The following is a 20,726-nucleotide window of genomic DNA, read 5'->3' on the forward strand; positions in this document are numbered from 1 at the left end:
TCACACCCAGCGCCCGATCGCGGTGACGCTCAGGTCGCAGCTTTCACCGCTGAGGAAACTCGCACCATTCGCGGCGTAGACCACGGCGCGCGCGCCCGAGCTTGTGACGCCCTCGACCCCCGCGAAGGAGATCGCGCCCGCGCCGATGGCGCTGCCCGCCGCGAGGCTGTCCGCATCGAGCGCGACACTCAGAGAGGGCGCCTGCGCGAATTGCGCCGGATAGGCCCAGTCCTGCTTGAGCGCCCAATCCGCGACATAAGCAAGGCTCACCAGCGCCGTGCAAATCTGTGTGCCATCGGCAAAGCGGATGTAGTCGCCCGAGGCGGTGCTGCCCTGCTCGATCACAGCGCCCGTCGACACGCCGCCGACCTGTGCGACGGTGCCGACGACACCGCTGCCCGTCAGCGCCCCATCGATCACCGCGCCTTGCGGCATCGCTGCGCGCCCGGTGGCAGCGTCGATGCGCAGCCCCTCGAACCACGTCGCACCGTCCGCGCTCGTCTTGATTGCGAAATCGTCGCTGCCTGCCAGCCCCATCTCGGCCCGGCCCGACCAGTTCGACTGGAACAGAAGACTCGCCGTCTCGCCCGCCGCCGCCTTGTTCAGCTTGAGCTGATGGCCTGCCCCGGCATGGCTCAGAAGCGTGGCCTCCGCCACGACGGAAAGCCGGTTCACCGCGTCATAGCCGGTCATGATCCCGACCCCGTCGAGCTGACTCAACTCCGGCAACGGCGGCACGTCCCAAGCGCCCGCGGCGAAGACCAGCTCCACCGCCTCATCCAGCACGAACGCGCGCCAGCCCTCACGCGGGGTCAGGAATTGCCACGCCCCGGCCGCAAAGATCGCAAGCGCCCCGTCCTGCCCCGCCCATACGCCCAGCGCCCCGGTCGGCAGCAGATACCGCGCCCCCTCCGGCGGACCGAGCGGCGGTTCGGTCACGCTGCGCGAAATCACCGCAAGCTGCACGAGCGCGTCGAGCCGCTGCAGCGCCTCGTTATGGGTGACGTGTTTCTGGGCTTGGCTGCCAAGGATAAGCGGCAGCGCGAGATTGGCGGTCTGATCGGACATCGGGAGTTCCTGCGCTGGGTTGCGATGGAGGCCGACGATAGGAACCCGGCGTTAACCGTGTTTGAGAGCGGCGCACGGTGCTTGCCTGTCCGCCCCCCTCCCCCTAGGTTCGGCCCAATTTCAACGGCGCAGCATTCGAGGACATATGGCACCGAAATTTGGCACCAGCGGCCTGCGCGGCCTCGTCACCGAACTGACCGACGCGCTGGTCACCGATTACACCCGCGCTTTCATTTCGGCCTGTCCGCAGGGCGAAGCCGTGCATGTGGGATGGGACCTGCGCCCCTCCTCCCCCGCAATCGCCGAGACCGTCATCGCCGCGATCCGCGCCGCTGGCCTCACCGCCATTCGCGAAGGCGCGCTTCCCACGCCTGCCCTGGCGCTTGCGTCGATGGGGGCGGGCAATTCGGCGATCATGGTTACCGGCAGCCACATTCCCGCCGATCGCAACGGTCTGAAATTCTACGTCCCGCATGGAGAGATTGCGAAGCAGGACGAGGCGGCGATCCTCGAGCGGCTGGGCCAGGACCATTCGCCCGACGAAAAGCGCGGGGACGAAGTCCCGGGAACCGATAGCGCGGCGCGCTACATCGCCCGCTATGTCGACGGGTTCGGGGCGGACGCCCTCGATGGGCTGCGCATCGGCGTCTATCAGCACAGCTCGGTCGCGCGAGACATCCTCGTCACCGCGGTGGAGGCGATGGGCGCGACCGCAGTGCCACTCGCCCGTTCTGACGTTTTCATCCCCGTCGACACCGAGGCGGTCGATCCCGAGACCCGCAAAACCCTGCAAGGATGGTGCGCGGAACATGGGCTCGATGCGGTTATCTCGACCGATGGCGATGCCGACCGTCCGATGCTGAGCGACGAGACCGGCACGCTGATCCCCGGCGACGTGCTGGGCGCGCTGACCGCGCGGCTTCTCGGGGCGAAAATCCTCTGCACGCCGGTCTCCGCCAATACGATGGTCAATGCGATGCCCGAATTCGACAGCATCCATCGCACGAAGATCGGCTCGCCCTTCGTGATCGCCGCGATGGAGGCCGCGCGCGATGCCGATCCCTCCGCGAAGGTCGTGGGCTATGAGCCCAATGGCGGCTTCCTCCTGGGCTTCACCGCGACGGGTCCAGCGGGGCCGATTGCGCCGCTCGCGACGCGCGATTGCCTGCTGCCGATCATCGCGCCGCTCGTCGCAGCGAAACAGGCCGGCACCGCCCTCAGCGGCCTTGTCGCCCAGCTTCCCGCCCGTTTCACGGCGGCCGACCGGGTCGCCGAAGTCCCGACGGACCGCTCGCGCGACTTCATCGACCGCCTTGCTGACGACCCTACCGCCCGGGCGGAATTCTTCAGCGATTTCGTCCCGGCCGAACAGATCGACCGCACCGACGGGCTGCGCCTGACCTTCCCCTCGGGCGAGATCGTCCATCTACGCCCCTCGGGCAACGCACCCGAATGCCGTTGCTATGCCGAAGCCGCAACACCGGAGCGCGCACAGGCCCTCGTGGCGCGCTATCTTGAAGCGCTACGAACTGAACTCGCCTAGCCCGAGACGTCGAACATCCCGTCGGTGAACAGGCCGAGATCGGCATCGATGAACTCGACCGTGACGCCCTGATCGGTGAAGGTCACGCCGGAGCCCGCCTCGACCATATGGCTGCGGGCTTCGGCGGCAGAGCTGTAGTTGAAGCCATCGAAGCTCAGCCGATCCCAGGGCTCGATGTCGATAATGACGTGATGCCCGTCCTCATCGGCGCGGAAGACGAACTGATCCGCCATCGCACCGCCCTGCAGCAGATTGTACCCCTCGCCGCCATCGAGTTGATCCTCGAAGCCGAAAGAGCGGAACCAATCGATCTGCGGCTGCGCCGTCTGGGTGATCATCTCGGGGCTTTGCGCAAATGAGGCGACCACCTTCTCGCGGGTGTAGCCCCCGCTGTCGAGCTGATCGACCCACCATGTCAGCCCCTCGCTATCCGGCGCGCGCCCCAAGACGTTCTGATAGAGAAGCGAGACGAAACCGGCATCGTCGAGATTGCCATAGGTCGACGTGAATTCGGGCGAATTGACGAAGCCGGAGACGACATCGAGAAACTCCATCCCGTCCGCCTGCATCTCGCTCCAATACATCATCCCGCCAAGGTTCGGCTCGCGCCCCAGCGTCGCTTGATACAAACGGAACACGTCATCGGTGAAATCCGTCTGCGCACTGGCATGGCTCAGCATGAGCGTGTCGATCTCTGTCGAATCCCGAAATTCCGGGCTTTCCGAAAATCCCAAAACAATCTCCTCCCGACTTTTTACCCCCTGATCCAGCTGGTCGAGCCAATAGGTCAGCCCCCCGTCATCGGGGTCCCGATCCAGAACATTCTGGTAAAGCAGCGTCAGAAACTCCGCGTCGCTCGTCTCCGCGTAGTTCGACTGGAATTCCGGCGAGTTGATGAACCGATCCGCAACCTCCTGCAGTTCGACCGCGCCGCTCGACAGAAGGTCCGTCCAATAGTGCAGACCGTTCCCATCGGGCGCCCGGTCAAGCGTCGCCTGATAGACCCGGAACACCTGTGCCGCGAACGGGTCGTAGCTGCGATCGATCCGCCCGCCATTGAGCAGATCATCGCCCGCCATGCCTTGCAGGATATCCGACCCGTCATTGCCGACGAGCAGATCATCGCCGCCGCGCCCGTCGATCAGATCGCCCTGCGCGGTACCTTCCTTGTGGATATCGCCAACCTCGAGCGGGTTGATCGCGGAATGCCACAGATCGCGCAGCTCCGAGGTTTCGAAATCCGCGGCGCTCAGGCTTGAGCCGTCCGCGGTATTCACGATCACCCGCTCATCGCCGATCCGGATATCCGCCCCCGTCGCGGTCGGGGCGATATCCAGAGCCTCCTTGGTGTAGAACCACGCCATGCTCGAGAGGTCGAGCCGATCGATGCCGGGCTCGTAATCCATGATGAAATCGGTTCGCCCGTCCGCGTCGAGCACGAACACATCCTGCCCCTCGCCGCCCCAGAGAGAATCGGCGCCACCGCCATCTTGCAGTATGTCCGCCCCCGCCCCGCCACGGATTTGGTCATCGCCAGCGCCACCGGAAATCTGATCGTTTTCGACGCCTCCGTTCGCGGTGTCGCCGCCATCGCCAAGCTTCAGCGCCAGACCGTCAGGGCCCAACTCCACCTTGATATGGCTGATCCCCATCCCCTGATCGCTCACGCTCGCGGGCACGTCGCCCGCCACGAAAATATCGAGCCCGGTCGCACCGGCGATCATCGCCGCCGCAGCTGGATCAGACAGCGCGGTTTCTAGCCCGTCCGCCAGCGTCCCGATCTGGACCAGTTTGCCGCCGGGCAGCAGCGTGAGCAGGCTGACCCCGTCATCGGCGCCTCCGGCCAGCACATAAACCTGATCGCCCATCGTCACGGTTTCGAGCGTCGTCACGCCGTCGAACCGCGTGCCCAGATCGTCATTGATCTGATCGGTGACCTCCATCCGCCCGCCCGGACCAAGCGCCACGACAGAGATCGAGCTTGTGCCCGCCGCCCCCAGAAGCGCGTAGGCCTGTCCGCCCACCTGGATCGTCTCGATCGAATTCGGTGTGTTGATGAAGAGGCCGTCGCGCGCATCGATCTGACTGGCGATTTGCAGCTGTGCCTGCGCATCGAGCGCGAGCGTGGTCAGCGAATTATCCGTCACCGACGCCGCAAGGATATACTGCGCGCCCTCGATCTCGACCGTGTCGAGCGCATGGACGTCATTCTCTGACCAGACCTCGCCCGCGATGCCCTGCGCGATCTCGGTCATCCGGCCTCCAGCACCCATCTGCCAGACATGCAGCCCGCTGCCATGCGACAGGGCCCCGACGAAAAAGCTCTGCGCGTCGAGTTTCAGCGGCGCGATCGCAAGCACCGCACCGGGCGCGACCGCCCCCGGCAGCGTGAATACATCGCTGATTCCGCCGTCATTCTGGTTCAGCCAGACCGCCTGAAACGCGCCCGACGCCGAACCGGTCACCATCAAGGCAGGGCTGCCATCGATCGAAACCTCGGTCAGCGTCCCGGCTGCATCCAGCCCCGCACTCTCGCTCAGATAAGCCAGATCGCTCGAATTCAGCCGCGCAGTCAGCGGAATCTGCGAGATACCGCCCGGCGCATTCGAAATCGAATAGAGCGTCGGCCCCGTCTCGCCCTGCATTAGAAGCAGGTCGGTGATCGACGTCAGGAAGTTTTCCGCGCCATTCGTAACAGTCGCGACCGGCACCAATTGAGGCATAGTCACCTCCGCTTTCCATGTTCACACTGTCTCAAATGTGAGGCGCGGCTGGGCACGGAGCGCGGAGGAAAAGCGGCCCAAAAAGGGTTTTCTCTCAATATTTTAATAGAATGCGACGGCTCACAGCGCCCAACTCACAGCATGTTGCGTTCGTGGCAGGCAATCGCGGCGTTGAGATCGTCGAAAAACTCAAGCCGCCCACGCTCCAGCACCGCGCCGCAATCGCAAATCTCGCGCAACTGGTTCATCGAGTGGCTGACCACAATCGCCCCGGCATCTTTCAGCCGGTCGCGAAACAGGGCTGCGCTCTTCTCGCGAAACGCGGCATCGCCGACCGCCGTAATCTCGTCGACGAGATAGGTGTCGAAGCTGATCGCCATCGACGCCGCAAACGCCAATCGCGCGCGCATCCCGGAAGAATAGCTGCGCAGCGGCATCCGGAAATGCGCCCCAAGCTCGGCGGTCGCCTCGACGAAAGTCACCATCTCATCGGTATCCACACCGTAGATCCGCGCGATGAAGCGGCAATTCTGCGCGCCCGTCAGATCATTGTGAAACGACCCTGCGAAGCCCACCGGGAACGACACGCTGCCCCGCGTGATCACCCGTCCCCGATCGGGCCGCGCGGTGCCTGCGATCATCTGCAGCAGCGTCGACTTTCCGGCCCCGTTTCTCCCCAGCAAAGCGACGGATCGCCCGCTTGGAAAGCTCGTGCAAATATTGCGCGCCACGACCTTCTCGCCACCGGGAACGCGGAACCTCTTGCTGAGATTTTGCAGCCGGATCATCGCCGTTACCGACGGTCCCGGATCGCGTAGCCCACCAGGATGCCAATCGCCCAAAGCAAAACGAGGCTACCCGCGATCAGCGCCAGAAGCGTTTCGCGCCGTGGATATTCGGCACTTTCCGCAAGGGTCGGCGCCATGAATGTTGCGAGAAAGCGGCTTTTCCGGCGCGCCTCGGCCTCCGCCGCATCATAGCTTGCGCGCGTCGCCGCATAAGCACGCTCTGAGAATTCGCGCTCCGCCATAAGCCGCTCGTACTCGCCGACGATGCTCGCGAAAGCCTCTTCCTGGGAGCCGCCATCGATCCCAAGCTTGCGGCGCTCCGCCCCGATTCTGTCCTCGATCACCGCAAGTCGCCGCTCCGCCTGCTTCAACCGAGGATCCGTCCCGCTGCGCACCGTGCCGCGCAGCAGATCACTCTCGATCATCACCTGCGCCTGCTGTTCGAGCAGCGACCCCAGAACCCCTGCCTGACTCTGTAAATCCATCTCCGGGCTGATCAGTTGGTGGCGATTGCGGAAAGTGGTGAGCGCCGTGCGCGCCGTCGTCAGACGCGCCTCGGCGCGCCGCAACTCTCCGCGCGCATGGCGAATCGCATCCTCGCGCGCCGCGTTGCTGAGCCGGTTAATCATCGCAGAGCTTTGTGCCATCAAGGTCTGCGCGATCCGCTGTGCCGCGCCGGGATCGAAAGCGCGCACCTCGATGTCGAGCAGCCCCGCGCCCGCCCCGTGCCGGACATGAACCATGCGATTCCAATAGGCGACAAGCTCCTCCAGAGTGGCGTCGCCAGGAAGCCCGAACACCGGATCGGATCGATCGCGCGACCAAATGGCCCTCAGATCGAGCGCATCGTCGATCTGCGCAACAAGGCTCGGGCTTTGAATGAATTCATAGAGAATGTCGGTGTCGCTTGAAGACGCGCCCGACAGGCTGGACAGACCGCCGAAAAGATCGAGCGCCGGCGCCATTTCCTCCCGCTGCACCGTGAAGCCGACGCGTGAAACGAACTGATCCGCCGCCTGCGCATAGAGATAATAGGCCGCCACCAGAACCGGCGCGATCACCAGCGCCAGAAAGCTTAACGCCACAGCCTGATGCCGCCGCCGCCAGCGCGCCTTGCGTGCGGGAGGCGCGTATGCGCTCGGCACCGGCCGGAGCGGTAAAGGCACTTCGCGCAACCCAGCCCCCTTTGCGGGGACGGGTGTCGCCTGCGCAGGCTCGTTAACCGCGTGTTTCACAATTGGCTCCACTATCGGTCGCGTCAGGATCCAGTGAACACGATCCGAATTGAAAACCGGTAAACGAGGCTCGAAATGTTCTCCTCCCGCGTGGCGCGCATCCCGGCCCGGTCCTTTCCGGCGCTTCGTGCCATCGGCGCGCTCATTCTGCGCGAGATGTCGGCAAGCTACGGTCGCTCCCCGGGGGGCTATCTTTGGGCGTTGCTCGAGCCGATCGGCGGCGTCGGATTGTTGACGCTTTTCTTTTCGCTGACCTTTCACGCCCCGCCGCTCGGGGCCAGTTTCGCCCTTTTCTACGCGACGGGCTTACTGCCATTCATGTTGTTTTCAGACGTTCAATCGAAGGTCGCCAACGCCCTCACCTACTCCCGCGCGCTCCTCGCCTATCCCACTGTGAGCTTTGTCGATGCGCTCATCGCACGGCTCGCCCTGAATGCGCTGACGAAACTTGTTGTTTCCTACCTCGTCCTTCACGGATGCCTCCTGATGTTCGACACCCGCGCGAGCCCGGATCCGCTGCGTATCTTCGAAGCAGCAGGTCTCGCCGTACTGCTGTCGTTCGGAATCGGTACCCTGAACTGTTACCTCTTTCTACGTGCACCGGTCTGGCAGCAGATATGGTCGATCCTGATGCGACCGATGTTCCTGATTTCCGGAGTCTTTTTCCTCACCGACCAGTTGCCACGCTGGGCTGCGGACACCCTTTGGTTCAACCCGCTGGTCCATGTGATCGGCTATCTGCGGAGCGGCTTTTTCCCGACCTATCAGCCCGATTACCTCTCTGCGTTCTACGTAATCGGCGTGTCGCTCGTGTCTCTGGCCCTTGGCCTTTTTGCCCTCAGGACGAGCTACCGGGATCTCCTCGCAAGGTGAACGATCTGGGCCGCGGCGTTTGATCTCGCGGCGCTCTAAGGAGCGCGGTCCGCCACCGATGAAAACGGTCCTCGCGCAGAAGGACACCGAGCCGCTCCGCTATAGACGCGTCGAGTGCACCGAGCTCGGCCCCCTCGGACAACGGTTTTGAAAGAAGCCGTCCTGCAAACGCGCGCAATTCATCGAGATCATCGAGTGGCGCCGGGCCGCGCTCGATTTCAGGATGATACGGATATGGCGCCGTCCAGAGCGGGTCGTCGAATATCCCCTCCGCTTGTACGTTGGGTAAGACGCGCTTGAGCTCTCGACGATGGCTCTGCGCGAGCCGCTGCAGTGTCTCAACGTGATGTGGCGCGATCGCCCACGCGCGGCGCAGCGTGGGGCCGTTCGCCATTTGCCGTTGCAATACGAACTCGATCTCCGCGCGATGGCTGTCCGGCCGAAATCGACGATTGCGCAGCAAAAAACCGAACTGTGCTGCGCTGCCCGTGCTGTGGCACGGTCCGATTGCGTTGCCCAGCGTTCCCAGCAAAGCGTCGGCGAAGGTGACCACATCCTGCTTTGCCGGCGCGACCTGCAATCCTACGTTGGGAATGCGCGCCCAGGCTGCGAGATCTCCGCCAAAGCTGAACGGGACACGGCGGGACGAAAGCCAATCGTCGAAGCGGGGCCGGCTCCAGACACCCCATTGCCAGAACGCCGCGTTCATCCACGTCAGGGGAGGACGCAGAAAGGCCAGCACGGTCACGGGCGGATGGCCGAGGTCTGAAAGCAGCCGCGTGAAGAATTCGGGACGACGAATCCAGCCCTCATTCGAGAAGAACGGGATGTAGCCGCGCCGCCGCGCGCGTGCGATCTCGCGCAAGACGAAATCGCCGAGAGACTTCGCCGCGACCTCGCGGCCGGGATCGGGCATCGAGACATAGCCATAGGGAGACAACGCAGCAGCGCGGCGCACGGCCCTGCCACGCAACGGCATGAGTTTGCCGCCCACCCGCACCGCGCCGATATAGCGCAGACGCAAACCGGCGCGCGACGGCCGGTCCGGTTCCGCGCTCCATGCTGCTTGAAGAGCCGAACTGCCGCATTTCGGGGCGCCTATATGAAAGATCGCATGACTGTCTTCGAGCGTCATGCCACCCACCTCTGCGTGGCGGGCGCCCCAAAGAGGCGATCGATGTCTATATCCGATGGCCTGCGTGGCACCGGTAAGACACCCTCCTGTGCGCCTGCCGCTCTGACCGCTTCAGCTTGAGCGCCAAGGTCGAAACAATACACCGGCAGGCCGGTGGCGAGCGCCTCATGCGTGGTGAAGGAAAAGGTTTCCGGCCAAAGCGATGGGATCAGCCATCGATCAATTTCGTACCGCGCTACCAGCATCTGCAAATCTAGGGGCTCAAACGGGCCGTGAACGTGGTTCGGCGCTCCCAAATGAAACCGCGGATCGAGATTTCCCAACAGGACCAGCCGCGCGCGGCCGTCCGCAGCGAAGGCCTCCCCCAATGCCTCGACAACCGCGGCGCCTTTGTGGACGCCGATATGACCAAGCACGCCAAGAACAGAGCCCGCGGCGCGGGCGCCTGCGTGGAGCCCCGGAGGCGGACGGATGAGAACAGCAGGCCGGGCCACATGATGCGGTTTGCAGTCGATCTTATGCGCGAGATCGGAACGGGCCGAGGCCACAATCTCTGCGGAGCTGCGCGAGAAAACTTGCAATCGCGTTGCGCTGGTCAGTGCCGCGCCCCACGCGCTTTCCCAATCCGAGAGTTCGTCGGTTGAAGAGCGCCGAGACGACTTTCGAGACTTGGCCCGAGGGCCGATGTACTCGGGGATCTCGCGCAAGCTGTTTGGCGCACGCAGGAGCGTGTAGGCCTCGCTTAGGGGCAAGTAGTCGTGAAACAGGATATTGAGCGGCTGCGTCGCGGATAGTTCCGTAAGCAGCGCGGGTATCTCGAGCGGGGTCGGATGGCCAACGCCGCAGGAATAGATGACGTGGCGATCCGGCAGAAGCTTCAGCAGGGATAGCACTACCGCGCGATCCGATGTCTCGACCGTGCTCAGGCCTAGCGGGTCGTGAAGCTCGATGGACCAGCGCACGGGCCCACCGACGCGAAGAACGACGCACCGCCGGCCGGCGCGAAGCTCCGAGGCGATTTCTTTGCGCAACCACATCTCCGCCCCACCCCCGAGGGAATGTCCGAGCCAGATCTTGATCGGCTCGGTTTGCAGTGCTCCCGCTCGGGCCAGGGCGAGCGCGAAACGCGGGGCCCCCAGCGGATCGCTGGTTAGAAAACGATCGACGGCGCGCGGATAGCTTGGATAGCGCCTCTCGATCTTCGCCTGATTGGCGTCCAGTAGCTTTCGCCGCGCCGCCGCACCGAAGGAGGCGCTACCGCGATGCTCCACGAAGAGCGAGCCGATCCCGATATGCCGCCCCCCGAGCCGCCTTACTTTCTGACACCAATCCGTCTCCTCCCCGTAGCCGCGCCCAAACGCAGGGTCGAATTGCGGAAGCTTGACAAGAAAGCGCGGTGCGAGCGCCATGCAAAAGCCGATCCCTGTCGGCAGCTCGGCGCGCGCCTGCACCGGGTTCATGCGCGCGGCGACTGCATCGATCTGATCGACGGCCCCGGGCGGTAAATCGCTCCGCGCTCCGGCTGTCGGCACGGACAATATCTGCGCGTCATTCGACATTGGCGTGACGCTTGCGACCTGCGGATCGGAAAGTGGGGCCACAAGACGTGACGCCCAGCCCGCGGGCACAAGGGCATCGGAATTCAGCAAGACCACGGGGCGCTCGGGAAAGTGCCGACGCGCCGCCTCGAACCCGCGATTGACCGACGCGACAAAGCCGAGATTTGTGTCATTTTCCAGAAGACTCGCGTTCGCCCGGCCATCACACCAATCGCGCAGAAACGGCCGCATCTCAGGATCGGTCGAGCGATCCTCGATCACGATCAGATGCCAGTCGAGATCGGTGTGCTGCACGACGCGGGCGAGCGCCTCGCGCAGCAGCGCCCGCGCATTGAACACCGGCAACACGATCACGATCCCGGGGAACGTGGGCGGCTCAGTCGGCGCCGAGCCGCGGAGAAGGTCGGACGGCAGGGTCACGCCCCGCGACAGCCCCACGAAACCGAGCGCGGATTTCACGCGAATCCCCGCGGCACCGTCGTCGTGGTTTCGCCAGCGCCAGATATCGCGAGCATGACGGGCGATTCGCCACAGGAACACCGGGGCGATGCGCAGCTGCCCCCATGCGAGGCGAGCCCTGCCAATCGGCGGCAAAACCCAGCTTTCCTCACCCTGCCCATCGGCATCCGTATCGGGAAGGGCCAGTTCCACCTTGTCGGGCCAGAAAGGCACGTCAAAGGCAAACTTCGCCAGCCCCGACGCATCAGGCTCGAGCGCGCAGCGCTGCGCCACGCCCCCCAAGCGTAAAATCACCTCGCGCGCATCGATTCGCCCTTCGAGGCGAAGACGGTTGCCGCAGAAATCGTAGCGCGTGACATGCACCCGCCGAGCCGCCGCGCGCGGCCCCAGATCCGGCACCCTTCGCGAAATCCGGAGATTCGCATCGACATATCGCTGAAAGACCCGGAAAATTCTGCCAAGCACGACGGTTCCTCGCGACAGCGCCCAAAACCGGCGTCAGAGGACGCCACTTCAGGAACGTTACGCGAACGAACGTAAATTTTCAGGAAACGGCTGGCAGGGGCAGAGGGACTCGAACCCGCGACCCTCGGTTTTGGAGACCGATGCTCTACCAACTGAGCTATACCCCTAGGCCGTGGCGTGGGTGCTAAAGTCTCACGCGACCGAAATCAAGTGCCTTTCCACCTATCTTTCGCATTTCCCCGCCGAAGAAATCGCCGTGGAACGCATGCCGGGCGCAGATCGTTTTTCTTCCGAACCTGCGCAAGCTGCGCCTTAGGAAAGGAAAGCAAATGCCCAAGATTTCCGAAGCCCGCATTCTGATCATGGCTACCGACGGTTTCGAGCAAGCCGAATTGACCGTTCCGCGCGACAAGCTGGCCGAGGCCGGTGCGCAAATCGACCTCGCCTCGCTCGATGGCGAAGACATTCGCGGCTGGGACGAGACCGACTGGGGCGAGACCGTTTCGGTGCAGTGCAAGATCTCCGACGTCGTCGCCTCCAACTACGATGCGATCGTTCTCCCCGGCGGTCAGATCAACCCCGACCTTCTTCGTGTCGAGAAAAGCGCGCTGGATCTCCTGCGTAGCTTCTACGACCAAGGCAAGGTGGTCGCCGCGATCTGCCACGCGCCGTGGCTCCTGATCGAGACCGGCATCGCCAAGGGGCGCAAGATGACCTCGTATCATTCGGTGCGCACCGATGTCGAAAACGCCGGTGGCGACTGGGTGAACGAATCCGTGGTGTCCGACAACGGCGTCGTCACCTCGCGCAACCCGAAGGATCTGGACGATTTCATCGCCAAGATCATCGAGGAGGTTCAGGAAGGCCGCCACATGCGCGAGGCCGCTTGATCGCGCAACCTATCGCTTCCCGCGCCTCGAATAGAGGCGCAGGAGGCCCATCACCATCAACGGTGCCGCGACGATGAGAACGCAGGCGATCACCAGATAAGTGAACGCGTTGTCGGAGTTCAGCCCCGGCATCCCGCCAATGTTGACCCCGAACAGACCGGTAAGAAACCCGAGCGGCAGGAAGATCGTGGAAACAACCGACAGGACGAAGGTGTTGCGGTTGACCCGGTCCGAGAGTTGGCTCGACAGTTCTTCGCGAAGCACCTGCGCCTGATCGCGCAGCTCGTCCATATCTTCCGAAATCCGCGTCATCTTCAGCGCTTCTTCCTCGATCTCGCGCCGCGTGACCTCGTCGATGATCGGGCTCTCCGCCTGTGTCAGACGGATCAACGCCTCGCGTTGCGGCGCGAGGTACCGCCGCGCCGCGATCACCTGCAGCCGCAAGTCCAGAACGTCGCGGCGCATGTGATCGGCCTGCCCGCCATAGACCTGATCTTCCAACGCCTCGGCACGCTCGTCCAACTCGGTCTGGAACACCCCGATATTGCCGACGATATCCTCGGTCAGTCGCACGAGGAAGGTTCCCGCATCGCTGGGCCCCTTGCCGTCGCGGATCGCCGCGTTCATCCCTTCGATCGCGCGCACCCGCTTGCGCGAAATCGTCAGGATACGCTGCCGGTCGAGATACATCCGCAGCGAGACCATATCTTCGGGGTCTTCGCCCTCGTTGAAGTTGATCGCGCGCAGGATCACCAAAAGCCCCTCACCGATCTGGCTCATCCGCGGGCGCGTATCGACATCCAGCAAGGCCTCCACCGCCTGCGGGTCGAGGTAATCCAGCTCCTCACGAATCCAGCGCTGCGCCTGCGGATGCGTCCCGTCGAGATGCGCCCAAGCGAGCCGCTCGTCCCGCAACGCCTCGACGATGTCGGCAGGCCCGTCGGGATCGGGCGCACCAGTCAGGATATGCGAGAAGAGGATCGGGCTGTTGGTCATCCGGGCTCCGGGAGAATTCGTCGCGTTGCCCAGAGCCTAGCGTCGTTGCGCGCAGCGGCAAGCCTCTCGCTCAAGGTGCGTGTTCGGCCAGCGCCGCCACATCGCCCGCCTCCAGCGCGGGCAACGCCCTCTGGATCGCCTCCACCGGCCAGTCCCACCACGCCAGATCGAGCAATCGTGCAATCTCATCGGTGCTGAACCGGGACCGCACCACGCGCGCCGGATTACCCGCGACGATGGCAAAGGGCGGCACGTCCTGTGCGACAACCGAGCCAGCCGCCACGATCGCCCCCGCCCCGATGCGCACACCGGGCATCACCATCGCATTGAAGCCAAGCCAGACATCCGGCCCGATCACGGTGTCGCCGATCGCGGCATTCTCCTCGAGATATTTCCCCGCCGTCTCCATGTCGAAGATCCGGAACGGATAGGTGGTGATCCCGCCCATCGGATGATTGGCCGAGGCCGTGATGAAGCGCACCCCGTGCGCGATCTGCGCGAAAGCCCCGATCACCAGCCGCTCGGGGCAGCCGGGATAGAGGTAGGGCGCAAGCTCCGCCGCCGCGTCCGTCACGGGGACAAGCGGGCTGTAATAGGCATAGCGACCGACCTCGATATTGGGATGGTCGATCACCGCCTGCAGGAACACGGTGGGTTCATGCGGGGTGCCATCGGGCAGCAGAACGGGATTGCGGGTATCGGGCGCAGGAAAGCGCCGCGGCAGCGGATGGGCAGACATGGAGAGACCTCTCTCGATCAGAGTTTCAGGGAAACGGGATCAGAAAAGGGTCTTGTCCATCGGAGCCTCCATCATGCGCTTCATCAGTCTAGCGCAAGCGACGGGGCCGCGCCAGCCGCCCGCTTACAGCTTGCGCGCAAGCCAGCCCTTCACCGCCTCCGCGATCTGCTCCGCCGCCTCCGGGTCGAGGTGGAAATGGTGGTCGCCCGCGATCTCGTTGCTCTCGTAATCGGCGATGAGCTCGCCCCCCCACTGCGCCAGCTCCGCCGTGCCCTCGCGCTGCGCCCGGATCCCGTCCCCGGCCCAGATGTTAAGGACCGGCGCCCGGATCGCCCGCAGCACCGCCTCCACATCGTCGCGGTCGAGCTTCACCGCCGAGCTCGCGAACAGCCGCCGGTCGCCGCGCAGATGCCAGCCCTCCGGACCTTCTTCCAGCGCACGCTCCGCCAGCGCCTCGGCCACCGCGCGCGCATTGCCCTGCCCCGCGCGGCGCGCGATATAGTCCTCACGCGTCGGGAAACTGCGCGCGGGCCGCGCCGCCTGCGTTGGCACCTCGGTCAGATAGGCGCGCAGGGTTGTGACGAAATCCTGCGCCACCGGCTCGGGGACCAGCGAATCGAGCGCGATGACCCCGCGCACCCGCTCCGGCATCGCCGCCGCCAGCAGCGCCGAGATATTGGCGCCGCGCGAATGGCCCAGCAGCACGCAGTCCTCCCAGCCCAGAGCGTCGAGCACCCGCTGGATCTGCGGCAGGTCGTCCCAGATATTGTAGCTCGCATGGGCCGCGCGATGCCCGCTCAGGCCCTGCCCGCTCAGATCGAGCGCGACGACGTGGCAACCCTCGAGCCGCGGCGCGAGCGCGGCAAAGCTGTCCGCATGATCCATCCAGCCATGCAGTGCCAAGACCGGAAGACCGTCCTCGGGCCCCCAGGCCCGCCCAGAGATCCGCAGCCCGTCCACATCCCAATGGCACTCGCGTGCCGCAGTTGCCTCTGCCATGTCCCGCATCCTCCCCCATGGTCCGCCCTGCAGAAGACCTAGCGCGACACGCCCGCGATTACGACCACCCGCACAGGCCCTTCACGCAAAGCAAAAGGGCCGCCCAACCGGGCGGCCCTTCGCAAATCGCTATGATCCGAGGATCACGCGATGATTTTGGAGACGACGCCGGCGCCGACGGTGCGGCCGCCTTCGCGGATTGCGAAGCGCAGACCGTCTTCCATCGCGATCGGGGCGATCAGTTCGACTTCGAACTTCAGGTTGTCGCCCGGCATCACCATCTCGGTGCCCTCGGGCAGCGTCACGGTGCCGGTCACGTCCGTCGTGCGGAAGTAGAACTGCGGACGGTAGTTCGCGAAGAACGGGGTGTGACGGCCACCTTCCTCTTTGGTGAGGATGTAGGCTTCTGCCTCGAACTTCGTGTGCGGCTTCACCGAACCCGGCTTACACAGAACCTGACCACGCTCAACGCCGTCACGGTCCACACCGCGCAGCAGCGCGCCGATGTTGTCGCCAGCTTCACCACGGTCCAGCAGCTTGCGGAACATCTCGACGCCCGTGCAGGTCGTCTTCGTGGTGTCGCGGATACCCACGATTTCCAGTTCGTCGCCGACGTTGATCACGCCACGCTCGACGCGACCGGTCACAACCGTACCACGACCCGAGATCGAGAACACGTCTTCGATCGGCATCAGGAAGGGCTGGTCAACGGCGCGCTCCGGCGTCGGGATGTAGCTGTCGACAGCTTCCATCAGCGCGCGGATCGAGTTCTCGCCGATTTCCGGATCACGGCCTTCCATCGCGGCCAGAGCCGAACCCTTGACGATCGGGATATCGTCGCCGGGGAAGTCGTAGGACGACAGAAGTTCGCGAACTTCCATTTCCACGAGCTCGAGCAGCTCCTCGTCGTCGACCTGGTCAACCTTGTTCAGGTACACGACCATCGCCGGGATGCCGACCTGACGGCCGAGCAGGATGTGCTCGCGGGTCTGCGGCATCGGGCCGTCAGCTGCGTTCACAACCAGGATTGCGCCGTCCATCTGCGCGGCACCCGTGATCATGTTCTTCACGTAGTCGGCGTGGCCGGGGCAGTCAACGTGCGCGTAGTGACGCGACTCGGTCTCGTACTCCACGTGTGCGGTCGAGATCGTGATCCCGCGGGCTTTCTCTTCCGGCGCGCCGTCGATCTGGTCATACGCGCGGAAATCACCGAAATACTTCGTGATCGCAGCCGTCAGCGTCGTCTTGCCGTGGTCAACGTGGCCAATCGTGCCGATGTTGACGTGCGGTTTGTTACGTTCAAACTTTTCCTTTGCCATCTCGCGGGGCGCCTCTGGTTAGGGGGCCGCTAGCAGCGAGCCCGAGTCAATATCGCGCGCTACCTATTGCGCTGGCGGGGAAAAATCAAGCCCGGAATGCAGGGTTTCCCCTGTCTGTGTTCGCGGTTTCCCTTGGGCAGCGACCGGCGCCGCACTACCATCTCTCCATGGATTACGCTGCGACAGACGACACCCACCGCCTTCCGGCCCGTGCGCCCCTTGCCGAGCATCCGCTGGGCATCTTCGCGAGCTTCCGCGCCGCGCGGCGCAACCTGTTGGAAATCATACCGGAACTGGCGACCCATGCGCCGATCATCTCGGGCAATACGGGGGCGCGCTGGCATATGGTTATGGACCCCGACAGCCTGCGCCACATCCTCAAGACGCGCGTCGAGGATTATCCGAAATCGGTGGTGACCAAGCTCATTCTCGGCCCTGCCGTAGGGGAAGGGCTGTTCGTCGCCGAAGGGGCCGAATGGCGCTGGCAGCGCCGCGCCGCCTCTCCAGTCTTCGCCGCGCGCAACATGGAGGCGCTCGCCCCCGTCATGGGCGCCGCAGCGGAGGCCTCTGCGGCGCGCATCAGCACCGCCGCCGATACCGGCCGCGCGGTGGACCTGCATCAGGAGATGGTTGCCGCGACCTTCGAGGTGATCTCGGACGTGACCTTCTCCGGCGACGAGGGCTTCGACCGTGCCGCGATCCATCGGGCGATCGACGCCTATATCGCGCAGACGGCGAAGGTCTCGCTTCTCGACCTCTTCGCCCTGCCCGCCTGGGTGCCACGCCCGCACAGGGTGATCTCCTCGGGCGTCGTGCGCGACCTCAAGCGCCATGCCGACCGCGCCATCGAGGCCCGGCGCGCGGGCGAGGCGAAATCGGTGCCCGACCTTCTGGACCTGCTCGACGGTGCGCAGGACCCCGAAACCGGCCGCGAGATGAGCCCTGCCGAGCTGCGCGACAACCTGCTGACCTTCATCGTCGCAGGCCACGAGACGACCGCGCTGACGCTCGCCTGGGCGCTCTACCTCTGCGCCTTCGACCCGGAGGTGCAGGAGGCCGCCCGCAGCGAGGCGCAGGCCGCGCTCGGCGCGCGCGCGGCGACCGTCGACGACCTGCCGAAGATGCCCCTCGTCGCGCAGATCGTGAACGAAAGCCTGCGCCTCTACCCGCCTGCGGGCTTCCTGTCGCGCACGGCGCGCAAACCCGACACGCTTCTGGGGCGCGAGGTACGCGCAGGCGACACGGTGATGCTGCCGATCTACGCGCTCCACCGCCACCACGCGCTGTGGGACGACCCGCATGCCTTCCGCCCGGATCGTTTCGCCAATCCGACGCATGACCGCTTCGCCTTCCTGCCCTTCGGGGCCGGGCCGCGCATCTGCATCGGCGCGGGCTTCGCGATGCAGGAGGCACAGATCATCCTCGCCACGCTCCTCGCCCGGTTCCGCTTCACCGCCGTGCCGGGACGCGAGCCCGTGCCGGAGATGATCCTGACGACACGCCCCAAAGGCGGCATCTGGCTGACAGCGGAGCGTGCGTAACGCGCGAGAGCGAACACGCGCCCTTCGCCTTGGCAAAAATATCCCGGGGGTGAATTGCCCGACAGGGCAAGAGGGGGCAGCGCCCCCTGCCGGATCGCCCGGGCCTGCCCGGACGATCCCTCAGGCAAAGCCTCAGGTGAACCTGTTGTCCCGCGGGAAGCCACGCGGCGCCATGCGACCCGCCGAGGCCCGCTTGCCGGTCCATTCGGCGAGATCGGTCTCGGTCCGGGTGCGGCCCGCCGGATCCTTCCAGCTCAGACCATCGGCCAGGGTGAAGGTCTTCGCATCGCTCAGCCCCCCATCCTTGTATTTCTGCAGCCGGACGCCTTTGCCGCGCGCCATCTCGGGCAATTCTTCAAGCGCAAAGACCAGCAGCTTTCGGTTCTGACCGACGCAGGCGACCGTATCGCCGTCGATCTTCGAGCAGACGGTGGTTTTCGCCGCGCCCTTCATGTTCAGAACCTGCTTGCCCGATTTGGTCTGCGCCACGAGCTCTTCGCCCGGACAGACGAAGCCGTCGCCATCCGAGGAGGCCAGCAGATATTTCTCGCCCGCCTTCGGCAGCAGCAGATGCGTCACCTCCGCCTCGTTGGGCAGGTCGACCATCAGGCGCAGCGGCTCGCCCATGCCGCGCCCGCCGGGCAGGTTGGCCCCCAGCACGGTATAGGCGCGCCCGTTCGAACCCATCGCGACGATCCGGTCCGTGGTCTCGGCATGCATGGCGAACATCGGCCCGTCGCCATCCTTGAACTTCACCTCGGCATCGAGCGCGTTATGGCCCTTCATCGCCCGGATCCAGCCCATCTTCGACAGGATCACGGTGATCGGCTCGCGTTCGATCATCGCCTCGATCGGCACTTCCTCGACCTCGCCGGCCTCGGCGAAGCCGGTGCGCCGCGCGCCGCCTTCGGCATTGCGGCCGAATTTCTTGTCGATGTCTTTCAGCTCACCGCCGATCGTCTTCCATTGCAGCTTTTCGGAGGCGAGCAGGTCTTCGAGCCCCGAGCGCTCTTCGATCAGCGCGTCGCGCTCGCGCTTGAGCTCCATCTCCTCGAGCTTGCGCAGACTGCGCAGGCGCATATTCAGGATCGCTTCGGCCTGCACATCCGACAGCTCGAACTCGGCCATCAGCATCGCCTTGGGCTCGTCCTCGTAGCGGATGATCTCGATCACCCGGTCGAGGTTCAGGAAGGCGATGATGTAGCCTTCGAGCACTTCCAGACGCGCGTCGATCTTGTCCATCCGGTGCTGCGAGCGGCGCAGCAGCACCTCGCGCCGGTGATCCAGGAAGGCGCGCAGCACTTCCTTGAGCGAGCATACCTTCGGCACACGCCCGTCGATCAGCACGTTCATGTTGAGCGAGAAGCGGACCTCCAGATCGGAGTTCTTGAACAGCATGCCCATCAGCATCTCGGGCTCGACGGTGCGCGATTTCGGCTCAAGCACGATGCGGATATCGTCGGCGCTCTCGTCGCGCACATCGGCCAGCGCGGGCACCTTGCGGGTCTGAATGACCTCGGCAAGACGCTCGATCAGCTTGGATTTCTGCACCTGATAGGGGATCTCGGTGACGACGATCTGCCATTGACCGCGACCCAGTTCCTCTTTCTCCCAACGCGCCCGCAGGCGGAACGCGCCGCGGCCCGTGCGATAGGCGTCGCGGACATTCTCGGGCGGCTCGACCAGCACGCCGCCGGTCGGGAAATCGGGGCCGGGGATATGCTCGACCAGCTCGTCATCGGTGATGTCAGGACGCTTGATCATCTCCAAAAGCGCCTCGACCAGCTCGCCGAGATTGTGAGGCGGGATGTTCGTCGCCATGCCGACCGCGATGCCGCTTGCGCCATTGGCCAGCAGGTTCGGGAAGGCGGCGGGCAACACGACCGGCTCGGTCAGCGTGCCGTCGTAATTCGGACGGAAATCGACCGCATCCTCGGCAAGACCTTGCAGAAGCGACTCGGACGGAGAGGCCAGACGCGCCTCGGTATAACGCGAGGCTGCCGGGTTATCGCCGTCGATATTGCCGAAATTGCCCTGCCCATCGACGAGCTTGTAGCGCATCGCGAAATCCTGCGCGAGACGCGCCATCGCATCGTAAATCGCGGCATCGCCATGGGGGTGGTAGTTCCCCATCACGTCGCCCGAGATTTTCGCGGATTTCCGGAAGCCGCCGGTGGGCGACAGCTTCAGCTCGCGCATCGCGAAGAGGATGCGCCGATGCACCGGCTTCAGGCCGTCGCGCGCATCGGGCAAGGCCCGGTGCATAATCGTCGAGAGCGCATAGGTCAGATAGCGCTCGCCGATCGCACGGCTCAGCGGTTCGGAACTGGTGGAGAGGGGATTTTCTTCGTCACTGCTCATGCGGATTTACTAAAGCCGCGCCCGATCCCGGTC

15 protein-coding genes and 1 tRNA gene are annotated in these 20,726 nt (G+C 64.7%); 4 read left to right on the forward strand and 12 right to left on the reverse strand.

Annotated elements, in window-relative coordinates; all coding sequences use genetic code 11:
- The gene (locus tag BMI88_RS13075) at nucleotides 1-1,068 is read right to left on the reverse strand and encodes a DUF2793 domain-containing protein (RefSeq protein ID WP_078549310.1); all 1,068 of its coding nucleotides are present in this window, start codon (nucleotides 1,066-1,068) and stop codon (nucleotides 1-3) included.
- Nucleotides 1,069-1,213: 145 nt separating this feature from the next.
- Here BMI88_RS13075 and BMI88_RS13080 point away from each other — a divergent pair, with 145 nt between their 5' ends.
- Nucleotides 1,214-2,611, forward strand: coding sequence for a phosphomannomutase (locus tag BMI88_RS13080; RefSeq protein ID WP_078549312.1), 1,398 nt, complete (start codon nucleotides 1,214-1,216; stop codon nucleotides 2,609-2,611).
- Here BMI88_RS13080 and BMI88_RS13085 read toward each other — a convergent pair.
- From BMI88_RS13085 to BMI88_RS13095, 3 genes are all read right to left on the reverse strand, one after another.
- Complete coding sequence (locus BMI88_RS13085; RefSeq protein WP_078549314.1) at nucleotides 2,608-5,334, reverse strand: DUF4214 domain-containing protein; 2,727 nt, start codon at nucleotides 5,332-5,334, stop codon at nucleotides 2,608-2,610. The genes BMI88_RS13080 and BMI88_RS13085 overlap by 4 nt on opposite strands.
- Nucleotides 5,335-5,468: 134 nt before the next feature.
- Nucleotides 5,469-6,122, reverse strand: a complete 654-nt coding sequence (locus BMI88_RS13090) for an ABC transporter ATP-binding protein (RefSeq protein ID WP_078549316.1) — start codon at nucleotides 6,120-6,122, stop codon at nucleotides 5,469-5,471.
- Between the two features lie 5 nt (nucleotides 6,123-6,127).
- The gene (locus BMI88_RS13095; RefSeq protein ID WP_078549318.1) at nucleotides 6,128-7,297 is read right to left on the reverse strand and encodes a hypothetical protein; all 1,170 of its coding nucleotides are present in this window, start codon (nucleotides 7,295-7,297) and stop codon (nucleotides 6,128-6,130) included.
- Nucleotides 7,298-7,432: 135 nt separating this feature from the next.
- On the opposite strand from BMI88_RS13095, the gene BMI88_RS13100 reads away from it, so the two are divergent.
- Nucleotides 7,433-8,230: an ABC transporter permease gene (locus BMI88_RS13100; protein WP_078549320.1), complete on the forward strand. Its 798-nt coding sequence runs from the start codon at nucleotides 7,433-7,435 to the stop codon at nucleotides 8,228-8,230.
- Here the strand turns inward: BMI88_RS13100 and BMI88_RS13105 are convergent.
- From BMI88_RS13105 to BMI88_RS13115, 3 genes are all read right to left on the reverse strand, one after another.
- The gene (locus BMI88_RS13105; protein ID WP_078549322.1) at nucleotides 8,196-9,365 is read right to left on the reverse strand and encodes a hypothetical protein; all 1,170 of its coding nucleotides are present in this window, start codon (nucleotides 9,363-9,365) and stop codon (nucleotides 8,196-8,198) included. The two genes, BMI88_RS13100 and BMI88_RS13105, sit on opposite strands and share 35 nt — an antisense overlap.
- Entirely contained in the window at nucleotides 9,362-11,848 is a 2,487-nt protein-coding gene (locus tag BMI88_RS13110) for a glycosyltransferase (protein WP_168173981.1), read from the reverse strand. The genes BMI88_RS13105 and BMI88_RS13110 overlap by 4 nt, the downstream gene beginning before the upstream one ends.
- Before the next feature lie 91 nt (nucleotides 11,849-11,939).
- Nucleotides 11,940-12,015 (reverse strand) — tRNA-Trp (locus BMI88_RS13115).
- Between the two features lie 162 nt (nucleotides 12,016-12,177).
- On the opposite strand from BMI88_RS13115, the gene BMI88_RS13120 reads away from it, so the two are divergent.
- Nucleotides 12,178-12,738 carry a type 1 glutamine amidotransferase domain-containing protein gene (locus BMI88_RS13120; RefSeq protein ID WP_078549326.1) on the forward strand — a complete coding sequence of 187 codons (561 nt, stop codon included), beginning with the start codon at nucleotides 12,178-12,180 and terminating at the stop codon, nucleotides 12,736-12,738.
- A gap of 9 nt (nucleotides 12,739-12,747) precedes the next feature.
- Here BMI88_RS13120 and BMI88_RS13125 read toward each other — a convergent pair whose 3' ends face one another.
- The 4 genes from BMI88_RS13125 to tuf form a co-directional block, all read right to left on the reverse strand.
- A complete protein-coding gene (locus BMI88_RS13125; RefSeq protein ID WP_078549328.1) occupies nucleotides 12,748-13,734 on the reverse strand; it encodes a zinc transporter ZntB in 987 nt (328 codons plus the stop codon).
- Nucleotides 13,735-13,804: 70 nt separating this feature from the next.
- Complete coding sequence (locus BMI88_RS13130; protein WP_078549330.1) at nucleotides 13,805-14,473, reverse strand: CatB-related O-acetyltransferase; 669 nt, start codon at nucleotides 14,471-14,473, stop codon at nucleotides 13,805-13,807.
- A gap of 123 nt (nucleotides 14,474-14,596) precedes the next feature.
- Nucleotides 14,597-15,472 carry an alpha/beta fold hydrolase gene (locus tag BMI88_RS13135; protein ID WP_108722450.1) on the reverse strand — a complete coding sequence of 292 codons (876 nt, stop codon included), beginning with the start codon at nucleotides 15,470-15,472 and terminating at the stop codon, nucleotides 14,597-14,599.
- Between the two features lie 143 nt (nucleotides 15,473-15,615).
- The gene (tuf, locus tag BMI88_RS13140; RefSeq protein WP_078549290.1) at nucleotides 15,616-16,791 is read right to left on the reverse strand and encodes an elongation factor Tu; all 1,176 of its coding nucleotides are present in this window, start codon (nucleotides 16,789-16,791) and stop codon (nucleotides 15,616-15,618) included.
- A 167-nt stretch (nucleotides 16,792-16,958) separates the two neighbouring features.
- Here tuf and BMI88_RS13145 point away from each other — a divergent pair, with 167 nt between their 5' ends.
- Nucleotides 16,959-18,332 (forward strand): cytochrome P450, encoded by a 1,374-nt coding sequence (locus BMI88_RS13145; protein ID WP_078549332.1) that lies wholly within the window; start codon nucleotides 16,959-16,961, stop codon nucleotides 18,330-18,332.
- Nucleotides 18,333-18,464: 132 nt separating this feature from the next.
- Here BMI88_RS13145 and parC read toward each other — a convergent pair whose 3' ends face one another.
- Nucleotides 18,465-20,693: a DNA topoisomerase IV subunit A gene (parC, locus tag BMI88_RS13150; protein ID WP_078549334.1), complete on the reverse strand. Its 2,229-nt coding sequence runs from the start codon at nucleotides 20,691-20,693 to the stop codon at nucleotides 18,465-18,467.
- Nucleotides 20,694-20,726 lie beyond the last annotated feature (33 nt).

This window comes from Thioclava sp. F36-6 (assembly GCF_002020305.1).
Lineage (GTDB): Bacteria > Pseudomonadota > Alphaproteobacteria > Rhodobacterales > Rhodobacteraceae > Thioclava > Thioclava sediminum.

Coding starts and splice junctions, on each gene's coding strand:
- BMI88_RS13075 (WP_078549310.1), bottom strand. CDS start 1,068: ATGTCCGATCAGACCGCCAATCTCGCGCTGCCGCTTATCCTTGGCAGC.
- BMI88_RS13080 (WP_078549312.1), top strand. CDS start 1,214: ATGGCACCGAAATTTGGCACCAGCGGCCTGCGCGGCCTCGTCACCGAA.
- BMI88_RS13085 (WP_078549314.1), bottom strand. CDS start 5,334: ATGCCTCAATTGGTGCCGGTCGCGACTGTTACGAATGGCGCGGAAAAC.
- BMI88_RS13090 (WP_078549316.1), bottom strand. CDS start 6,122: ATGATCCGGCTGCAAAATCTCAGCAAGAGGTTCCGCGTTCCCGGTGGC.
- BMI88_RS13100 (WP_078549320.1), top strand. CDS start 7,433: ATGTTCTCCTCCCGCGTGGCGCGCATCCCGGCCCGGTCCTTTCCGGCG.
- BMI88_RS13105 (WP_078549322.1), bottom strand. CDS start 9,365: ATGACGCTCGAAGACAGTCATGCGATCTTTCATATAGGCGCCCCGAAA.
- BMI88_RS13120 (WP_078549326.1), top strand. CDS start 12,178: ATGCCCAAGATTTCCGAAGCCCGCATTCTGATCATGGCTACCGACGGT.
- BMI88_RS13125 (WP_078549328.1), bottom strand. CDS start 13,734: ATGACCAACAGCCCGATCCTCTTCTCGCATATCCTGACTGGTGCGCCC.
- BMI88_RS13130 (WP_078549330.1), bottom strand. CDS start 14,473: ATGTCTGCCCATCCGCTGCCGCGGCGCTTTCCTGCGCCCGATACCCGC.
- BMI88_RS13135 (WP_108722450.1), bottom strand. CDS start 15,472: ATGGCAGAGGCAACTGCGGCACGCGAGTGCCATTGGGATGTGGACGGG.
- tuf (WP_078549290.1), bottom strand. CDS start 16,791: ATGGCAAAGGAAAAGTTTGAACGTAACAAACCGCACGTCAACATCGGC.
- BMI88_RS13145 (WP_078549332.1), top strand. CDS start 16,959: ATGGATTACGCTGCGACAGACGACACCCACCGCCTTCCGGCCCGTGCG.
- parC (WP_078549334.1), bottom strand. CDS start 20,693: ATGAGCAGTGACGAAGAAAATCCCCTCTCCACCAGTTCCGAACCGCTG.